We start from the raw sequence: 18,336 nt of genomic DNA on the forward strand, positions 1-18,336 counted from the left end.
GTGAATACCATCACCACCAAGATTACTAACAACAGTTACCGGCTCTCCTTGATCATTATCATAGGCTCCTGCTGCAGGGTATGCCCCATAAACAGTTCTCAATAATCCATCTGCTGGTGCAGCCGAATCATCACCATGATCTCTGCCCCAATAGCCATCACCTGTATAACAGAAAGTGAAGTTCGGTGCACCGTCACAAGTAAGCTGAGTGCCAGTTGGGCCATCTAGGGTTTGTCTATAGAAGTAGTATCTCAATCTAGGATCTTGCACTGCAGAAGAATCTTTCATGTAAGAGATTAAGTTATTAGGTCTATAGCCTGCAGCACCTGTAGTGTAGCTACCTGACATTAATGGATGTCTACTTTCGTTCACAACGGCCGTTACTCCATACTGGAATTCAAAGTCTTGGCTGTTATTTTGAATGTACTCTCCACCTGCTAAGATTGCATCAATCTTGGTTTTAGAATCAGCAGCCGTTACCAATCTAGTGGTAAGCAACATTTTGATTTTAAAACTATTGGCAAATCTTACCCACGCAGCTGCATCACCGTCATAATAGAGATCATTTACGGGTCTCTTAGCACCAGATTTCAAATTGGCTATTCCTTCATCGATCAGGTCATACATTGCTGTATAAATCGACTCACCAGAATCTAATGTTGGCTTTGGAATAGATGGGTCGTTGGCTTCCGTATAAACAGCTTCACCAATAAGGTCAACCACGTTTACAAATAGGGCAGCTTTCATGATTTGCGCCATTCCTAAATGGAAACCTAAGCCCTCTTTTTCAGCAATGCTCTCCAATACATTGAAGTTGGCATTGAAGTTATAAAGACTTGTCCACTCTCCGTTCATTGCAGTAGTAGAGGTCACCGCATTATAGGTAGAGGCTAGCACTTCCATTCTCATGGAATTGTCTACACCACCTCCAATAGTTCGATTCAAGTTTCTGAAATCGAGCTGCATTTCGTTCAATACAAAGTCTGGGCTAGCAGAAGAAAGTCCCAATGAATTTGGGTTTTCTATAAGCGACTCTAACTCCAAGGTTTCGCAAGAGATGACTAAGCTGAAAGCCATGATCATCCCTAGAGATTTTATTACTATGTTTTTCATGTTCTTCATCATTAAAATGTTACTCTAAGTCCTACTGAGAATTTTCTCATTGCAGGGTCTGAGATCCCTAGTTCACCAAATCCGTTTTCGCCAGAAGTGTTTGCTTCAGGATCCAATCTAATTCCCTTAGGGAAGTGTGGAGCATACCAGAATACGTTTTGAATGTTTCCTGTTATAGAAGCACTGTTCAGTCCAATTCGGTTTACAAAAGTGTTAGGGAGATTATAATTAAGGTTAATCTCTCTTATTCTGAATACCGAAGCATCGAACATACTGTTCTCATAAGAAGTAAAGGAGTTGGTAAAGAAGATATCGTTCAAAGTCAACTGATACCTGTTAGGTATTTTATTACCAGACTCATCTTTCAATGGCTCTCCAGTAGTCACGTCACCATATACACCAGGTAGGTAGAAAGAACCTTCTCTGTCTTCAGTATCAGTAGTAACACCTCTTTCATAAATACTAGATACATAACTTGTAGCTATATCACCTCCGTGCGTATATTCTAACTGAACGGTCAGGTTAAAGCCTTTGTAAGTAAAACCATGAATCATTGAATATCTGAAATCCGGGTTAGGATCTCCAGTTACTTTTTGATCTAAACCAACATCACTACTGATAATGAAATTACCATTGGCAGGGTTGATTAAGGCATTGCCTTCGTCATCTCTCACAATAAAAGTAGATCTGAACACGCCCAAAGGCTGGCCTACGATGGCAGTATTGTTTCCAGAGTACTCTACTAGCTCTTCAGGTAATTCTTTCACTGTAGTTTCGTATGCAGTGAAGTTGTTAGTGATAGAGTAAGTTAGATTACCAGTTCTTACTGGGAATACCGTAACCCCTAATTCTAAACCTTCAGTATCGATTCTACCAGCGTTAATTGAAGTGCTTGTAAAACCAGTTGATGGAGGAAGGTTTGAGCTAAAGATTTGGTCTCTATTGATACGGTTGTAATAACTCATATCAATATCCAAAAGGCCATTGAAGAGTGTAGTCTCTACACCAAACTCAATTTCACTTTGTCTTTCAGGCTTAAGATTTGGGTTGGGTTGAGTACTTGAAACAAAGTTTGAAGTAATGTTACCGTCTGTATCTGAAACAAATCGAATTGGGTCAGAACCAAGTGATGCTCTTGTTCTGTAAGAACCAGGGAAGCCAGCAGAAGAACCGTAGCCTAATCTAAACTTCAAGAAGTCCACAAAATCAGGAACCATATCAGGCAATGCATCTGACATAATAAATGATGCAGAAGCACTTGGGTAGAATAAAGAGTTGTTTGCCTTTTCTACTTGAGAACCCCAATCATTTCTACCACTCAAGGTTAAGAAAGCATAATCTCTAAACGAAAGTTCAGTTTGAGCATAAAGTCCTAACACATTTGTTCTTTGTTTAGAATCTCCAGCTGGAGCGTAAGACAAGAAGTTATCATGTCTAAAGAAGCCGAAAACAACTTGCTCAGTACTGTTGATACCAAAGCTTCTTGTATTGATACTTCTCATGTTGAAACCTGCTTGACTCGTAATGGTTAGGTCTTCGTTAATTTCAAGTCCAGTAGTATTTAATAAGAAGTTATGGTCATAGTTGGACCTTGTAAATGAAGACTGGTTGTAGAAACCAAGACCTGCATTGTACCTTACTCCACCATAATTTTCTCTTTGGAAACTTTCAGTAACGTAGTTGTCATACCCTACACGATAGCCAAACTTCAAGAAATCTGTTATATCGTAGGTTAAACCAATCTTCATGAAAATTCTGTTGGCATCAGAACCAATGATGTGGTTTTTCTGCTGCCATAACGGATTGTCCCTATCAGTTCTGTACCATACACTTGATCCATCAATTGGGCTTTCAAATGGGAGGCCATTCAAATCTAAGTTTCTCGGTAAGAAAAGCGTTCTACTGAAAATATCACCAGGAGGCTCACGAAGTAAGTTATTGGTGAAAGTAAAAGTACTTTGCAAACTTAGTTTCTCTGCTAACTTGGTATTGGCACTTAATGAAAGGTTCAGTCTGTCTGATCTATTTGATTCGATGTAACCTCTTTCACTATTATAACCTACACTAAAACCTAGGCTAGTTTCTCCAATTCTCGCATTCCCGAGTAAGGATGTGTTTGCACCACTTCCATTATTAAAGAAATCTTTGATCTGGTTAGGATAGGCTTGATAAAGCACCTCTTGACCTTGGAATTGAGGAAATGCTTCAGCAAATCTAGCTTGGTCTAAATGGTGTGGTACCATGAAATTATCATCGAACCTACCACCAAAATTACCAACAAAACCTGTATTAGGCACATTGTCAGAACCTTGGCCATAAGTGTTTTGGAAGTCTGGAAGACCAGTAATTTGATTTACATAATACTGTTGAGAAACAGTAATGGATAAATCTTCAGCTTGGCTCGCTGACGCGGTTTTAGTGGTGAAAATGATTACCCCATTTCTACCTTCTTGGCCATACAAAGAAGATGCAGCGAGTCCTTTTAACACTTGTACATCGTCAATGTTGTTAGGGTCTAAATCATCAATTCTGTTTCCTTCATAGAAAACACCGTCTACGATATAGAGCGGTTGGTTGTCTCCATTAATTGAAGATACACCACGAATAATAACATCACTCCTACTTCCTAGCATACCGCCAGTAGAAGTAATTTGAACACCAGGAATCTTTCCTCTTAAAATGTTCTGTACATTAGATTCAGGTCGTTGTTCAATGCTTTCGGACTTCACTTCACTTAGTGCAAAACCCAGCGCACGCTTTTCTCTTGCAATCCCTTGGGCCGTTACAATAACGTCTCCTAGTTTGGTTGCCTCCTCAGTGAGTTGAATGTCAACGACTGTCTGACTGCCGATGACAACTTCTTGAGTAACGTATCCGATAAAGCGGAAAACTAATGTAGTTCCGCTTTCAGGGATAGATAGTTGATACTTCCCGTCTGGATCAGTAGGTACCCCAGTAGTGGTGCCTTTGATGACTACGGAAACATTTGGGATCGGGATCTGGTCTGCGGCTCCTACCACTCGTCCAGATATTGTCCGTTCCTGCCCGCTTAGTGCTGTCGTGAACAGCATTAAGACAAGGAACCGAAACAATTGTAAAGGTCTCTTCATGTTGTTTTAGTTTATTGTTTAAAATAGCTCTAAACCTAATGAATACATGATTAGGTCAAAATGCCTTATTAAGGAATAAATCTTTATTTATGACGCTTGTAGACAAATTATATGCTGATACCGTGGTACTATGCGAATATCTATAGAGCGTGTGCTTTAAACTGAAAGAAATAGACGATTCTAGCATCGACTAAATATTTAGCCAAAACTTTATATTGGGCGCTTGGAAAAGTAATTTAAAAATGGATATCGTACCGAGAATCTGGGTTTTAACCTATTTTGGTTAAGATTAGCCTTGTGTACTGCTCTGATCTACTCGTTGTATAATTCCCATTATTGGAAAAATAAAAATTACATTTTATCAATAATGATGGTTGGCAGTGACTTCCTGTTAGCGGTATTTCCGCACAAAAGATCCTTGAGGAGCAGATTAAACCTTTTTGTTCTTTTGATGTCAGCAAATCTGAATTCTTAAACTTGATGCTTTCATAACAACTGTAGGCAGTATTGCTTAATGAATATTTATTAAATTAATATTCACACCATTGAAGAGTATATGATCTTGGGCGACCTGTGCGCCTGAGCTAAGAGTAAGATAGTTCTCCCAGGTAAACTCCATTCCTCCAAGGGGTAAAATGGTCACCCACATTTTCACAGAAATCGGTTGATAGTTTTCGTCTAAAATCCAGACATAGGAATCGCCTGGTGTTGTGCCGCCTGAGGTATATGTAATCATTAAACCTTCTCTTCCATCTTTGAGTGTAACAAGGCTTCTTTCCGTCCCAGGATCGAAGGCTTTGAAAGGAGCGCAGAGCCAGAAACTATCATTATTGAAGTAGTCAAACGCTTGTTTGATCAGTTTCTCTTTTCCTTCCTCCCTTATTTTTTCAGGATAAATCACTTCACCAGTTTGATGGTCTGTATTGAGCAATACTTCGTTCTCATTCCATTTTACAAGAACTGAGTTTTCAATTCTGTTCCATTCATAATGATGAATACCCTTGAAAGTCCATGAAACTGCTGCTGTACTGTCCCAAGCAGATTTATTAAGGGCGGCCATCATACTCACTGCCGTTTGGTCGGCTTTTGGACCAGTTGTTCCCTGAGGCAGGCTTTCATTTTTTACCAAATAGAAAACAAAAAGCCCTAGGATTAGGGTCAGTAAGGTTATTGCCAGAATTCGGAACAGTTTTTTCATGAATGAATATACTTCAAATAAAGGGTTGGAGACTACTCTTCCTTTAAGTACTTGACAGGGTTAAGTTTAATAGCTCTATAGAGTTGCGAGAAGATAGTCAAAGCAGCAACTAGTATCACAACAGCAATAGATATGGAAACAATGTCTAAACCAAACTCAATGTGCTCAGCGAAATTATCTAGCCAACTGCTGATAAAATAAAAAGCACAGGTCATTCCTATAATAATGCCCAAACTCAGTAAAACAATATACTTTTGAGCAAAGAGACTGAAGATATGATTTCCATCAGCTCCGACCGCTTTCCTGATACTTACCTCTTTCATTTTTTGTCTTACTTGTGTGCCTACAAACCCCAGCAAGCCTACACAGCTTAAGAAAATGGCGGCTATTGATCCAACTTGAGCGATTTTTTGAATGCTTGTTTCCAGTTCATATTGTTTGGTAATGTCGTCTTCCAAAAAGGTATAACTGAGCGGATAGGGTGAAAAATGGGCTCGGTGCACATCTTCAATTTGTTGTAAGATTTGAGGATTGACCCCTGAAGTTTTTATATAAGTATTATAAGTTAACAGCTCTTTACCCATATAGAGTAACATGGGGCTTACATTGGTGTGCAGCGACTCGAAATTAAAATCTTTAACCACACCAATAATAGTAGGTTTTTTGAAGTCACCATATTCAAAATTAATCTGTTGACCAATAGGATTTTCTAAGTTCTGTTGTTTTACAAAAGTTTCGTTCACAAGAATAGCCTCGGTAAAATCTGTTGGTAGATTGCGATTGAAATTGCGCCCCTCCAGAATTTTCATTTTCAAAACCTCGAGGTAGTCAGGGTCAACTCGGGCATGGCCCACATCTATATTATTGCCATCGTCATCTTTGTAGTTGGTGCCATTATAACCAGAGGCTATGGATACATTTTCAACCCCTGAAATTTTAAGCAAATCATTTTTGAATGCTGCGTGTGCCTGTTCGTCATCAATTGGCCGAAATAACTTGATTACGTTTTCTCCATGGTAGCCTATATCCTGATTCAGCATAAAGTTGAGTTGCTTGTTCATGGTGAGCATTCCCGCAATAAGAAACACAGAAATTGCGAACTGAAGTGAAATCAAACCTCGACTGAGGTAATTTTTGCCTCCTAACTTTGCCTTTCCTTTTAATCCATGCACCATTTTATAACGTGCAAGAAGTAGGGCTGGGTAGAGTCCTGCCAAAATTGTAGCAACAAGCATCAAAGTTAAACCACCTATTAACATTTCTGAGTTAAAAACCATATTGAGGTCATACTGTTTGTTAGCATAACTGGCAAAGCCTGGAAGAATAAGGTAAATGAAGAGGACAGAAATGACTAAGGCCAAAAAAGTAGAAATGAATGCTTCCGTAATGAATTGCTTGAAAACGGAGCCAGTTTTAGCCCCAAACACTTTTCTTAAAGCCACTTCTTTGAGCCTTACCTGATAGTTGCCAACCGCGAAATTGGCATAGTTGACACAGGAGATTAGTAGACAAAATATACCAATTGTGATGATGATAACGATCTGTTGGTTGTCGCCCCGGGCTGAAACACCATTTCCTGTGCTCAAATTTGGGTCGAGATGAATATCCGTTAATGCCTGAAGTTGGAGTCCTACTACCGCTTGATCGAAATCCTCATTGAGTAAGAGGACTTTTGTGATTTTTTCAGAAACCTGATCAGCTGATGACTGTTCATCAAGCTGAAAAAAAACATTCATATTGATATCAAACCAGGTGTTTAGCCTTTCTTGGTTGTTGTTAGCCCAATAAGAAAAAGGAAAAAGCACTTGAGGTCTTATGGAAGTGTTTTGAGGAAAGTCTTTATAAATACCTACAATGTTAAAGCGGGCTTCTTCACTGCCGTTAGTAGTGATCAGTTCAGCATTCGATAAATTAGATTCGATCCCCATGCGCTTTGCAACTGATTCTGATATGACAACAGATGAAGGGTCTGTGAAGGCTCCGTGATTTCCAACGACCATCGGTACAGAAAACATTTCGAAGAAGTCAGGGTCTGCATAATGAATTACTTGGTTGAAGTACTCTTCCCCAAATTTCACGAGGATAGATCCATTTTTAAAGCGTGAACTATGAATAATCTCTGGTACTTGTCTGGGCAATTCCTCTCCCATAATGTAGGAGGCACCTGCAAAGTTATCCGTGTTATCATTGAAGGAAATTGAGGCTGTGGTTCGGTAAATCTGACTTGCGTTGGGATAGAAGGCATCAAACGAATATTCATCTGAAACGAAAATATAGGCCAACCATGAAATAGCGATACCTAGTGCGAGGCCGAAGATGTTTAGACTAGAGTAGCCTTTGGTTTTCCATAAAAACCTTAGACCGGTCTTAAAATAGTTTTGAATTAACATGACACTTGAGTTTTGAGTTCGGACTTTGATTCTGTAATAGCGGAGGCATCTTAGTACCTCAAAAATGTATTTGCGTTTGGCATAATTTTGACCTTTTTCTGCTAAACGCCATTGATAAGCTTCAAATAAATCACCTTCCACTTCTTCTGCGATATCTGAAGGGCAAACCTCTTGTAAGAGCCTTAGGGCCCAACGGGGAGGGTTTTTATAGGAGTCCATAATGAAAAGAATTCTTGGGTACTAAAGACCACATTTGATTGCGTCTTTCTTGAATTTCTGCGATAACACGATAGCCATATGGAGTACCTTGATAGTATCTTTTTCGCTTTCCACCTCTTTCAGGTGTGGATTCTCCAAACGAAGATTTTACTAACCCCTTCTTTTGTAATCTTTTTAATACAATATGAATAGCAGGTAGAGAAATAGACTGTTCCATATGCCGCTCATAAATTTGTACGATTTCTACACCGTAACTTTGATCTTTCATAAGTACTATGATCAGTGCGGTTTCTTCTAAGGTACCAAGAGATTGTTCGCTCATATAATTAACAGTTGTTTAAAATATAAAGACGAATATAATTAACAAATGTTTAAAAAATAAAATCAGAAGTAGTGAACTGTCTGATTTTTGATTTGAAATGAAGATTCGAAGACTTGAGGTTATATATCAGCCAATGCCTGCTTAATATCCCCAATAATATCGTCTTGGTGCTCTACACCAATAGAAAGGCGGATAAGCTGAGGGCTGATGCCGTATTTTTCTCTGTCTTCTGGAGATACTCCCGCGTGTGTCATCGAAGCAGGATGCTCTGCTAGCGACTCTGTACTGCCAAGACTCACGGCAAGCTTCATTAGTTTTAGATTATTCAAGAATTTGAAAGCTCCCTTTTCAGTTTTGTCGGCTTTTATTTCGAAGGAAACCATGGCGCCAGTACCTTCACATTGTTGGTCGAAAATACGTTGTTGGTTTTCGTCTTTGATATTTCCCAAATAGAAAACTTCACCCACTTTTGGATGATTGATCAAGAATTTAGCCACATTCTGGGCATTCTTTTCTTGAACATTCATTCGTGCTTTCAGGGTTTCCAAGCTACGCATTAGCAACCAGCCTGTCCATGGACCAGCCATGTTACCTAAGAAAGTTCGCATGCCTTTTACACGTCCCATTAATTCTTTTGGGCCCAAACAGGCGCCTGCAATTACATCGCTATGACCGCCAATGTATTTTGTAGCAGAATAAAGCACCAAATCAGCTCCGTGCTTCAAAGGATGTTGCCAAAGTGGTCCCATGTAAGTATTGTCAACTGCTACTAAAGTTTGACGTTCTTCTGTGCTATAGCGATTGGCCAATCGCTTACACATGACCATATCGATAAGTTGATTAGTGGGGTTGGCAGGGGTTTCTATATAGACCATATTTACCTTATTACCAAAGCCGCTTTTTTCAATTCTATTGATGATGTCCTCATCAGAATCCTTCGAATCGAAAGAGATAACTTTAATACCAAATCGGGTAATGATTTGCTCTATGAAGTGGCTGGTTCCGCCATACACAGGTTGGCTATAAAGAAGCACGTCACCTGGACTTAAAAACTCCATCAACACAGTAGTAATGGCCGACATTCCGCTTTCAAATACAGCGCAGTCTTCGGCTTTGTCCCAAAGTGTTAATCTGTTTTCAAGAATTTCAAGGTCAGGATTATTCAGTCGGCTATAAATCAACCCAAGCTCTTCGATTTCACCCTTTTCGCGTAAACCATAGGCTACCTCAAAAAAGGCTTTTCCTTCTTCTGCCGTTTTGAAAACAAAAGTACTGGTCTGAAAAATTGGGCATTTTAATGATCCTTCGGAAAGCTCAGGTTTGTAACCATAAGACATCATTAAACTCTCTGGGTGAAGTTGTGGATTGTTCATGCTGTTTTTTATACAAAATTAACACGAAAGTCATTTGTTCTTTGATTGTTTATCTAATTAGGAAATATATCTATGTAGTATTAAATAGTAGAATTTAATTCTAAATTGACCCTTCTTTACCGAAGTGTTTAGAAAAATTTGCTACAAAATGGTTGACAAAATTGACAAACAAATTCTAAGGCTCCTGCAACTAGACGCCAAAAAGACGACTAAGGAAATTGCTGCGGCCTTAGGCCTAACTACAACTCCCGTACATGAACGAATTAAGAAGCTTGAAAGGGAAGGCTATATTCAACAATATTCAATCCGAATAGATAGGAAGAAGGTAGGTTTGATGATGATGGCTTTTTGTAGCGTTTCCTTAAAAAATCATGAGCGCTCGTTTATCGAAAAATTTGAACGAGATATTCAGATGTTAGATGAAGTAATAGATTGTTATCACATTGGTGGGATGTTCGATTATCTGCTAAAGGTATTGGTGCCCAATATGGACGAATATCAGCGGTTTATCTCTAAGAAACTCGCAGACTTAGATAATATAGGAACTGTACAAAGTTCCTTTGTGATGTCTGAAATCAAACACTCTACTCAAATTCCAAATCAATTTCTATAGGTTAGAAAGTTCTCTTTCCAAATAATTTTTTATCTAGGGAGTATTTACCAGGACCCGTAATGAATAAGAAAAAGAAGGTTAGAAGATAGATAGCTGGCTTTTCTTGAGTGCCGAAAGGATCAGAGATATGTACAACAAAGAGTGCTACAGCCATTGTAACCATCAAAGGCACAAGTGCATAACGGCTGAATAAGCCTAATATTAAAAGTAGAGAACAGAGAAACTCAGCCAATACCGCTAGGCTAAGTGAAACTTCTACCCCTAAACCTATGGGGTCGCCAAATTGGAAATTACCTTCTATGAGCTTTAAAAACTTTGGGTAACCATGTGTAAGCATCATTATTGCTAGGCCTACTCTTAAAAGCAATAAAGCAAAACTGGTAGATGAACTATGATTTCCTGTAGTGAGAAGTTTTTTGAACATGGCGATCGTTTATTCCCCTAAGGTGAAAAATAAACTAGTTTTTGCAAAACTCTTTTATGTATTCGGCAGCTAGTTCATCACCTAATTTGTCAGCTTTTTTGAAGTCTGTGCAGGCTTCGGCTATTGTGTATTTGGGTGAATTTTGTTTGGCCATACCTCTTCTAGTGATGGCCTCAGCATATTCTGGATCAATGGCAAGCGCTTGATTAAAAACTTCAATTGCACCATCCCAGTATTCGCTAAAGAAATAAACAGCTCCTTTGTTAAAATAGGCAACAGCTAACTTGGGGTCTAACTTAATGGCTTTATCAAAATCTTGGATTGCTCTTGCTGTGTACATTGGGCCAGCCCTTGCGTAAGCCGCTCCTCGATTTACATGAGCAAGCACATTATTGGGTTCGGCTTCAATCACCTTGTTGAGATCCAATATGGCGTTACCATGTTTAAAGAGTTTTACATAAGCATTACCGCGTAATTCAAGGCCTTCAATATTTTCAGGATCCTGACTGAGTACCTTATTTATATCCATAATCACTCCTTTGTATCGTTCTAGCTCATACGAACACTTTGCTCTACCCAGTAAAGCTTTCTTAAGGTTGATATTTCCTCTGATTAGGTAAGTGAAATCATCATACGCCCCTTCATAATCTTCAGTTTTCACCCTAGAAAGCCCTCTGTTGAAAATTGCCGCAGCATTATTTGGCTCTAACTTCACTACAATGTCGTATTTGACCGCTGCCGCTTTAAAGTCGCCTTCGCCAAACAGTATATCGGCTTCTTCTTGCGTGGCTTCCATGCTGCATGCGCTTAGGGCCAGAAAAGCCACTAGGCTTAAAAGAGTTTTCAGGGAATTCATACTCCTAATTAAACTAATATTTTAGTTTAATCAATGAATTTATAGCGAAAAGATTTGGCTTTACCTTGTTGTGTGGATTAATAACTACCGTTGTATTTTCTAATGAACCATTCTGTCGAAACCAGCACCAAGAAAAGAAGAAGCAACCAAGGGTTATTAATGATGGATTGCAGCTTTTCATCCGAACGTGTGATAGATTTCGCAGCTAGGCTCTTAAAGTAGTTTGAGGCTTCATTGACTCTGTCTTGAGAAATAAATTCGCCCCCAGAGTTATTAGCAATATTCTTTAATAGTTGATGATTGGCTGTAAGATTAATGTTCTCCAAATCTAGTTTTTGAACTGAAAAAGTACCCTGCGCAATTTCTCGTTTTCCGTTCACCGTTGCCGAAGCCTCAAAGCTATAAACCCCTGGCGTTAAGCCAGTCACTTTATAGTTACTACCTGTGCTATTTACATAATTGAGCTCTTGCTTTCCGCCTTGTTCATCGGTAATGGTCAGGTCAATGTTACGGTCATAAACCTTCTCATAAAGCTCGTTATACACTTCAGTATTGAATTCAATTGCTTCGCTGTCATAGTATTGTTTTTGCCCTGTGTTCACCCTGAAGCTACGTTTGTCATCTTTGGTGGCCAAGTATTGAATCAGTTTGCCCATCAAGTTATTGAACATTTTTTGATCGTTATTAAGGGCATATTCTTGCAGCGACCATTTCCAAAAGTCAGACCCAGAGAACACTGCGGATTTCAACTCATCTCCATTGTAAATACTCAATAACGGGCGTTGTGTAGGTACGGAACCTATACGCTGATAAAGTAAAATGTCTGCTTGGGTTTTGAACTCGAACTGGCCGTAAGGGACAGAAATAGGAGGGTATTCCGCAAGTCGTTGCGCCAAGACTTCATCAATTTTGAACAGCTCGAAATTTTGATTGAAGTAAGGCCCTGCATTGTCCGATTGCCCTGCATTATTATAAGACAAGACTGGGTTCTTTTCGTTGATAGCACTCAAAGAACTTGTTCCCGTAATGTAAAAGCTGTTCGTTGTTTTCAGCGCATTGTCTAACCAAACGGGCAAACTCTCAATAGCAGGTAGCTGATGTAAAACAATGAGGTCAAAAGGCCCTTCGGGGATATCGGTATTGATTCCGTCAACAAACACTTGCATTTCGGTACCCTCATTTTGTTCAATTACATTTCTTAGTGCCTTAATGTCTGGGTGAGGCGCACGGGCGGTAATCAGTATTTTTTGCTTGCTATCGACTATTTCTAGGAAGGCCTGTTGGGTATTGTTCAAGGTTGAGTTTTCTCCCTCCAGAGGAAGAATTTGTACTTGGTAAGTTTCAATGCCTTTTGTTTCTGCGTTCAGAATAAACTCAAGCGAATTTATTTGTTCATCTCCTTTTGGGCTGAAAGACTTTTCTTCAATCACCTTCCCTTTTTTCAACACTTGAACCTTCACATTTTCATTCACGAAGCCATTATTAAAGACCTCGACCACAAGCGGAAAACGATTGCCTTCATAAACAATCTTGTTATAGTTCAGACTTTTAATGCTCAAATCCTTGGCTGGAATGGTATCGCCCAAGCCGATAGTAACTACAGGAAAATTGAGTTGAGTAAACTGAGGTGAAATACCATAATTATGAATGCCATCGCTGGCAAGAACAACGCCCGCCAAGTTTTGTTGCTCATAATCGCTGGAAATCCCCTTGAGCAAGGCCTCTAAATTAGTAGCGTTTTGGTCATAATTAACAGCGTTAACATTGGTCACATAATCTTGTAAACTTTTGACTTTTACTTCGTAACCCTCATCAGCAATTTGCTTGGCGACTTCTGCAAGTTGAGTTTTCAATGACTCAAATTCGTCCGCTTCATAAGTAGCCGGCATAGAAGCTGAGTTGTCCATGGCTATTACCACCACTGGCTTCTCTTCGAAAAAAGAAACCTGATTGAGGAGTGGCCCCATGAGTAAAAAACAAAGCAAAGTAACAAGTACAAAACGCAGCCCAGCCAATGCACGGTTGGTGTTTTTAGACCAAGGTGACTTTTTAGAATAAAGTAGAAACACATAAAGTGCCCCAGCCAATAAACAGAAAAGAATAAACCACGAAGGGACATCTGTTTTAAGAAGAAGGCTAGCGAATATCAATTGACAATCTGCGTTTATGGGGTTGAATTCTAAATTGGATTTACAATAAAGCCATTTAAGCTAGGTAAGATACGAGAAGGTAATCAAATAGTTAGCGCCTTTATTTCAACGTGCTAAATCCTGTTTTAAGGGGAAGTAAAAAAGCATTTTCAACATAAAAGCGCCAACTATATATAAGTATCTAAAATCAGGTAAGCATTCCGCCATCTACCTGAAGGGTTTGGCCAGTAACATAAGCCGACATGTCTGAAGCCAGGAAAAGGCAAACGTTGGCCACATCTTCTGGAGAACCACCTCTTTTCAAAGGAATGGCATCTCTCCAGCTTTGTACTGTTTTTTCGTCTAAGGCATCTGTCATTTCGGTTTCAATAAAACCAGGAGCCACCGCATTTGAACGGATTCCTCTTGAGCCTAATTCTAAAGCTACAGACTTGGTGAAACCAATGATTCCAGCTTTAGAGGCTGCATAATTGGCTTGGCCAGCATTTCCTTTTAAACCCACTACAGAAGTAATATTGATGATAGAACCTGCTCTTTGCTTCATCATAGTCCTGGTGGCGGCCTTCACGGTGTTGAAACAAGATTTGAGGTTAACGTTGATTACATCGTCCCACATTTCTTCCGACATTCTCATTAAAAGATTGTCGCGGGTAATGCCAGCGTTGTTTACCAAAATATCTAAGCTTCCGAATTCAGCGACTACGGCAGTTACTAATTCTTCAGCGGCAGCAAATTCAGCAGCATTCGATCTAAATCCTTTTGCTTTTATGCCAAAAGCAGCAAGCTCTTTTTCTAAAGCTTCGCCTTTTTCAACACTCGACAAATAAGTGAACGCTACATTGGCTCCTTCTTGGGCCATTTTGGTGGCAATTGCTCTACCAATTCCTTTCGATGCACCAGTAACAAGTGCTGTTTTTCCTGTTAATAAACCCATATTTCTGTTTAACAATTAAATCTGCTTGCGGTTAACTCAACAAGCGTCAGTAGTTTCTAATCCTGTTCAAAGAAAACGAAAAGGATCAATACCTCCAATTCGACTATTTTATTTGCGAACATTTGGCTTAACTTTGCCGCATTGAACAGAAAAAACCTCATAAAATATGGCTACTAAATACGATTTGATAGTAATAGGCAGTGGACCCGGTGGATATGTGGCAGCGATCAGAGCTTCTCAATTGGGTATGAAAGTTGGCGTGGTAGAGCGCTCAGAACTAGGCGGAATATGCCTGAACTGGGGTTGTATCCCAACCAAAGCATTGCTTAAAAGTGCTCAGGTATATGAGTATGTTCAACACGCACAAGACTACGGAATTAAGATTGACGGTGGTGTTTCTGCCGATTTCGATAGCATGGTAAAACGTAGCCGTGACGTAGCGGGCGGAATGAGCAAAGGAATTCAGTTCTTGTTTAAGAAAAACAAGATCGATCATATAGAAGGCTTTGGTAAGCTTAAGGCGGGTAAAAAAGTTGAAGTAACTGGCGCAGATGGTAAAAAAGTAGACTATTCTGCGAATAGCATCATTTTAGCGACTGGCGGCCGTTCTAGAGAATTGCCAAACTTGCCAATTGACGGAAAGAAAATTATTGGTTACAGACAAGCCATGGTGCTCGACAAACAGCCAAAATCTATGGTGATTGTTGGTTCTGGAGCTATCGGAGTTGAGTTCGCTTACTTCTACAATTCAATTGGAACGGAAGTAACTATTGTTGAATACATGGACAGAATTGTTCCGGTTGAAGATGCTGAGGTGTCTAAACAATTGGAAAGGAGCTTCAAAAAAGCAGGCATGAAAATCATGACCAACGCTGAAGTGACTTCTGTAGATACAAAAGGTAAAACTTGTAAGGTTACGGTTAAAACTAAGAAGGGCGAAGAGAAACTAGAGGCTGATGTAGTACTTTCTGCAGTAGGTGTTTCTACCAACTTAGAAGGAATTGGTCTTGAAGACCTTAAGGTGAAAACCGAAAAAGGAAAAGTAATTGTAGACGACTTTTACAAAACGAATGTAGACGGCATTTATGCCATTGGCGATATCGTTCATGGCCCAGCTTTGGCCCACGTAGCGTCTGCTGAAGGTATTATTTGTGTTGAAAATATTGCTGGTAAAAAGCCAGAAGCATTGGATTACGGTAACATCCCAGGCTGTACTTATTGTCAGCCAGAAGTAGCTTCTGTCGGGTATACCGAAGCAGCAGCAAAAGAAGCAGGTTACGAGATTAAAGTAGGTAAATTTCCTTTCTCAGCTTCAGGAAAAGCAAAAGCAGGTGGCGCAAGCGATGGTTTTGTAAAGTTAATCTTCGATTCAAAATATGGCGAAGTACTAGGTGCCCATATGATTGGCGCTAACGTAACTGAACTCATTGCCGAAATGGTTTCTGTAAGAAAACTGGAAACTACTGGGCATGAGATCATTAAAACTGTTCACCCTCACCCAACCATGTCTGAGGCCATTATGGAAGCAGCAGCTGCGGCTTATGATGAAGTAATTCATTTGTAAACCACGGTTTATAATAATATATTTAGAAGGTAAAGGGCTTGTTCAACAAGCCCTTTACTTTTACAAAATAACCTACTACCAATAGCACGCACCCCAGACCATATTGAAGAGCAAGACTTGATTCTGAGATTGAAAAAACAGGACAAGGACGCACTATCATATTTATATGATAAGTATGGCGCAGCTTTGTTTGGCGCAGCCCAGCGGATTGTGCAAGATGAGGACGTGACGGCTGAGGTAGTTCAAGATATTTTCTTGAAAATTTGGAATAAGATTGCATTGTATGATTCTAAAAAGGGACGTCTATTTACTTGGATGCTCAATTTGACGAGGAATGCTGCCATTGATAAAATCCGTTCCAAAGAAATAAAAAGGAGTGCTAAAACTGATTCTATAGACGAGTACGTATATACCATCGACCGACAAAATAGCACAGAGACCTCAGTTGATGGAATTGGTGTAAGAGAGTTAATGGACGACCTTGTGGAAGAACAAAGGTTTGTCTTACTTAAGGTATATTTCGAAGGCTTTTCTCATTCAGAAATCGCTGACGAATACGATATACCCTTGGGTACAGTAAAGTCTCGTTTGCGATCGGCTTTAAAACATTTAAGAAATAAAGTACAGTTGTAATTGGATATTAAAGAATACATAGCGTCTGGCATACTCGAAGAATACATCTTCGATACGCTCTCCCCACAGGAGCGTATAGATGTAGAGTTGCGCCTAGCTGAGTATCCTGAATTGCGTGAAGAATTAAACGCCATTGAGGACAGCTTAGAAGGCATCGCCATGGCTACTGCAATCCAACCACCAGCAGATTTGAAAGCAAACATTATGTCGGCTTTGGGAGATAATGAGGTGGGGTTGAAAAAAGAGAGTACGCAACAAAAGGAAGAATCAAAGGTGATTCCGATGCCGCAAACCAATAACGGAATGTGGAAATATATGGTGGCCGCTTCGGTAACCATAGCACTGGTAACATCATACTTGGCTTATGATTACCATGGAAAATGGAAGTCTTCTTCCGATGCTTTTGCTCAGCTACAAGCACAGAATACGCAAATGGCAGAGCAGTATAACCAAGTGAATAATCGTTTAGACGGCTTGGTGGCTGATATTGATATTATTAGCGACACCGATTTTAAACGCGTGAATATGGGGGCGGTAGATCCAACCCAATCTTTTGCTGCCAGCGTTTACTGGAATGCCAAAACCGATGAAGCTTACTTGAATATTAAGCAACTTAAAACACTAACTGAAGAGCAACAATATCAGCTTTGGGCCATTGTAGATGGAGTGCCTGTAGATATGGGTGTGTTTGACTACAATGTAGAAGGACTGATGAAAATGAAGGATATTCAGAATGCATCGATGTTTGCAGTAACCATTGAGCCTAAAGGCGGAAGTGTGAATCCAACGCTTGACTTGATGCAGGTAGCTGGAGCAGTTTAAGTGTTAAAAGCTTATACTAAAGAAATTAAAAACCACCTCTGGGTGGTTTTTTTGTGTCCATTTTTTTCTGAAAAATTGGTCTGCCATTAATCTTAATGACAGACAGAAAGCACAACCACTGTCACTTTTTTTTCCTGAGGACAGCGTTCTCAGGAGCTTTAGCGGATGAGAAACGAAGGATCTTATTTAGAGTTTTGCCTCCATGGTAGTGAGAAATTCGAATACAACTGTGCAATAATATCTACACTATTCTATAGCAAAAACCTATCTGAAACACTTTAAACGTAATGGAGCATTAATTGCATTTTTGATTTCAATACCAACTTAACTTGAAAAATCATGAAGATCATAGGAACAATATTACTCGTAGCCGGAATTTTAATGACCATTTTTACCGGGGTTGATTTAGTCACCAAAAAGGAAGTGGTCGATCTAGGCGTTGTGGAAATCAACAAAAAAGAAAGTAACCCTATTTATTGGTCACCAATTACTGGAGGTGTTTTAGCCGTAGTAGGTGCTATTGTATTGGTGGCTGGTAAAAGGAAATAACTTAAGATTAAAACTCTTGGAGGGTTAGAGAATAACTCCCGAGAGTTTTTTTTATGAAGACTATGC

General features: G+C 39.6%; 15 protein-coding genes. 5 read left to right on the forward strand and 10 right to left on the reverse strand.

Features of this window, described 5'->3' with window-relative positions; translation table 11 throughout:
* The 6 genes from AWN68_RS00005 to AWN68_RS00030 all read right to left on the reverse strand — a co-directional run.
* A partial coding sequence (locus AWN68_RS00005) for a SusD/RagB family nutrient-binding outer membrane lipoprotein (protein ID WP_172796014.1) occupies positions 1-1,113 on the reverse strand: 1,113 nt, incomplete at its 3' end.
* Positions 1,114-1,124: 11 nt separating this feature from the next.
* A complete protein-coding gene (locus AWN68_RS00010) occupies positions 1,125-4,223 on the reverse strand; it encodes a SusC/RagA family TonB-linked outer membrane protein (protein ID WP_084362697.1) in 3,099 nt (1,032 codons plus the stop codon).
* 511 nt (positions 4,224-4,734) lie between these two features.
* Complete coding sequence (locus AWN68_RS00015; protein WP_068409777.1) at positions 4,735-5,421, reverse strand: hypothetical protein; 687 nt, start codon at positions 5,419-5,421, stop codon at positions 4,735-4,737.
* 32 nt (positions 5,422-5,453) lie between these two features.
* On the reverse strand, positions 5,454-8,030 hold the full coding sequence (locus tag AWN68_RS00020) for an ABC transporter permease (protein WP_068409780.1): 2,577 nt from the start codon (positions 8,028-8,030) through the stop codon (positions 5,454-5,456).
* Positions 8,017-8,352, reverse strand: a complete 336-nt coding sequence (locus tag AWN68_RS00025) for a PadR family transcriptional regulator (RefSeq protein WP_068409782.1) — start codon at positions 8,350-8,352, stop codon at positions 8,017-8,019. Before AWN68_RS00025 ends, AWN68_RS00020 begins: the two co-directional genes overlap by 14 nt.
* Before the next feature lie 119 nt (positions 8,353-8,471).
* Complete coding sequence (locus tag AWN68_RS00030) at positions 8,472-9,725, reverse strand: cystathionine gamma-synthase family protein (RefSeq protein WP_068409784.1); 1,254 nt, start codon at positions 9,723-9,725, stop codon at positions 8,472-8,474.
* Between the two features lie 148 nt (positions 9,726-9,873).
* Between AWN68_RS00030 and AWN68_RS00035 the strand changes: the two genes are divergently transcribed.
* Positions 9,874-10,338 (forward strand): Lrp/AsnC family transcriptional regulator, encoded by a 465-nt coding sequence (locus AWN68_RS00035; protein ID WP_068409788.1) that lies wholly within the window; start codon positions 9,874-9,876, stop codon positions 10,336-10,338.
* 1 nt (position 10,339) lies between these two features.
* Here the strand turns inward: AWN68_RS00035 and AWN68_RS00040 are convergent, their stop codons facing one another.
* From AWN68_RS00040 to fabG, 4 genes are all read right to left on the reverse strand, one after another.
* Positions 10,340-10,762 (reverse strand): DoxX family protein, encoded by a 423-nt coding sequence (locus AWN68_RS00040; protein ID WP_068409789.1) that lies wholly within the window; start codon positions 10,760-10,762, stop codon positions 10,340-10,342.
* A gap of 34 nt (positions 10,763-10,796) precedes the next feature.
* Positions 10,797-11,618, reverse strand: a complete 822-nt coding sequence (locus tag AWN68_RS00045) for a tetratricopeptide repeat protein (RefSeq protein WP_157716007.1) — start codon at positions 11,616-11,618, stop codon at positions 10,797-10,799.
* A gap of 77 nt (positions 11,619-11,695) precedes the next feature.
* Positions 11,696-13,768 (reverse strand): vWA domain-containing protein, encoded by a 2,073-nt coding sequence (locus tag AWN68_RS00050; RefSeq protein WP_157716008.1) that lies wholly within the window; start codon positions 13,766-13,768, stop codon positions 11,696-11,698.
* Between the two features lie 187 nt (positions 13,769-13,955).
* Positions 13,956-14,702, reverse strand: coding sequence for a 3-oxoacyl-[acyl-carrier-protein] reductase (fabG, locus tag AWN68_RS00055; RefSeq protein WP_068409796.1), 747 nt, complete (start codon positions 14,700-14,702; stop codon positions 13,956-13,958).
* 166 nt (positions 14,703-14,868) lie between these two features.
* Here fabG and lpdA point away from each other — a divergent pair, with 166 nt between their 5' ends.
* From lpdA to AWN68_RS00075, 4 genes are all read left to right on the forward strand, one after another.
* The gene (lpdA, locus tag AWN68_RS00060; RefSeq protein ID WP_068409798.1) at positions 14,869-16,266 is read left to right on the forward strand and encodes a dihydrolipoyl dehydrogenase; all 1,398 of its coding nucleotides are present in this window, start codon (positions 14,869-14,871) and stop codon (positions 16,264-16,266) included.
* A gap of 129 nt (positions 16,267-16,395) precedes the next feature.
* Positions 16,396-16,899 carry an RNA polymerase sigma factor gene (locus AWN68_RS00065; RefSeq protein WP_245657907.1) on the forward strand — a complete coding sequence of 168 codons (504 nt, stop codon included), beginning with the start codon at positions 16,396-16,398 and terminating at the stop codon, positions 16,897-16,899.
* Positions 16,900-17,721 (forward strand): anti-sigma factor, encoded by an 822-nt coding sequence (locus AWN68_RS00070; RefSeq protein ID WP_068409800.1) that lies wholly within the window; start codon positions 16,900-16,902, stop codon positions 17,719-17,721.
* A gap of 339 nt (positions 17,722-18,060) precedes the next feature.
* On the forward strand, positions 18,061-18,270 hold the full coding sequence (locus tag AWN68_RS00075; protein ID WP_068409801.1) for a hypothetical protein: 210 nt from the start codon (positions 18,061-18,063) through the stop codon (positions 18,268-18,270).
* Positions 18,271-18,336 lie beyond the last annotated feature (66 nt).

It is taken from the genome of Roseivirga echinicomitans (assembly GCF_001592935.1).
In the GTDB taxonomy this organism is placed as follows: domain Bacteria; phylum Bacteroidota; class Bacteroidia; order Cytophagales; family Cyclobacteriaceae; genus Roseivirga; species Roseivirga echinicomitans.

Bases quoted from the DNA above. Each gene is read 5' to 3' on its own strand.
- AWN68_RS00010 (WP_084362697.1), bottom strand. From the start codon at position 4,223: ATGAAGAGACCTTTACAATTGTTTCGGTTCCTTGTCTTAATGCTGTTC.
- AWN68_RS00015 (WP_068409777.1), bottom strand. From the start codon at position 5,421: ATGAAAAAACTGTTCCGAATTCTGGCAATAACCTTACTGACCCTAATC.
- AWN68_RS00020 (WP_068409780.1), bottom strand. From the start codon at position 8,030: ATGGACTCCTATAAAAACCCTCCCCGTTGGGCCCTAAGGCTCTTACAA.
- AWN68_RS00025 (WP_068409782.1), bottom strand. From the start codon at position 8,352: ATGAGCGAACAATCTCTTGGTACCTTAGAAGAAACCGCACTGATCATA.
- AWN68_RS00030 (WP_068409784.1), bottom strand. From the start codon at position 9,725: ATGAACAATCCACAACTTCACCCAGAGAGTTTAATGATGTCTTATGGT.
- AWN68_RS00035 (WP_068409788.1), top strand. From the start codon at position 9,874: ATGGTTGACAAAATTGACAAACAAATTCTAAGGCTCCTGCAACTAGAC.
- AWN68_RS00040 (WP_068409789.1), bottom strand. From the start codon at position 10,762: ATGTTCAAAAAACTTCTCACTACAGGAAATCATAGTTCATCTACCAGT.
- AWN68_RS00045 (WP_157716007.1), bottom strand. From the start codon at position 11,618: ATGAATTCCCTGAAAACTCTTTTAAGCCTAGTGGCTTTTCTGGCCCTA.
- fabG (WP_068409796.1), bottom strand. From the start codon at position 14,702: ATGGGTTTATTAACAGGAAAAACAGCACTTGTTACTGGTGCATCGAAA.
- lpdA (WP_068409798.1), top strand. From the start codon at position 14,869: ATGGCTACTAAATACGATTTGATAGTAATAGGCAGTGGACCCGGTGGA.
- AWN68_RS00075 (WP_068409801.1), top strand. From the start codon at position 18,061: ATGAAGATCATAGGAACAATATTACTCGTAGCCGGAATTTTAATGACC.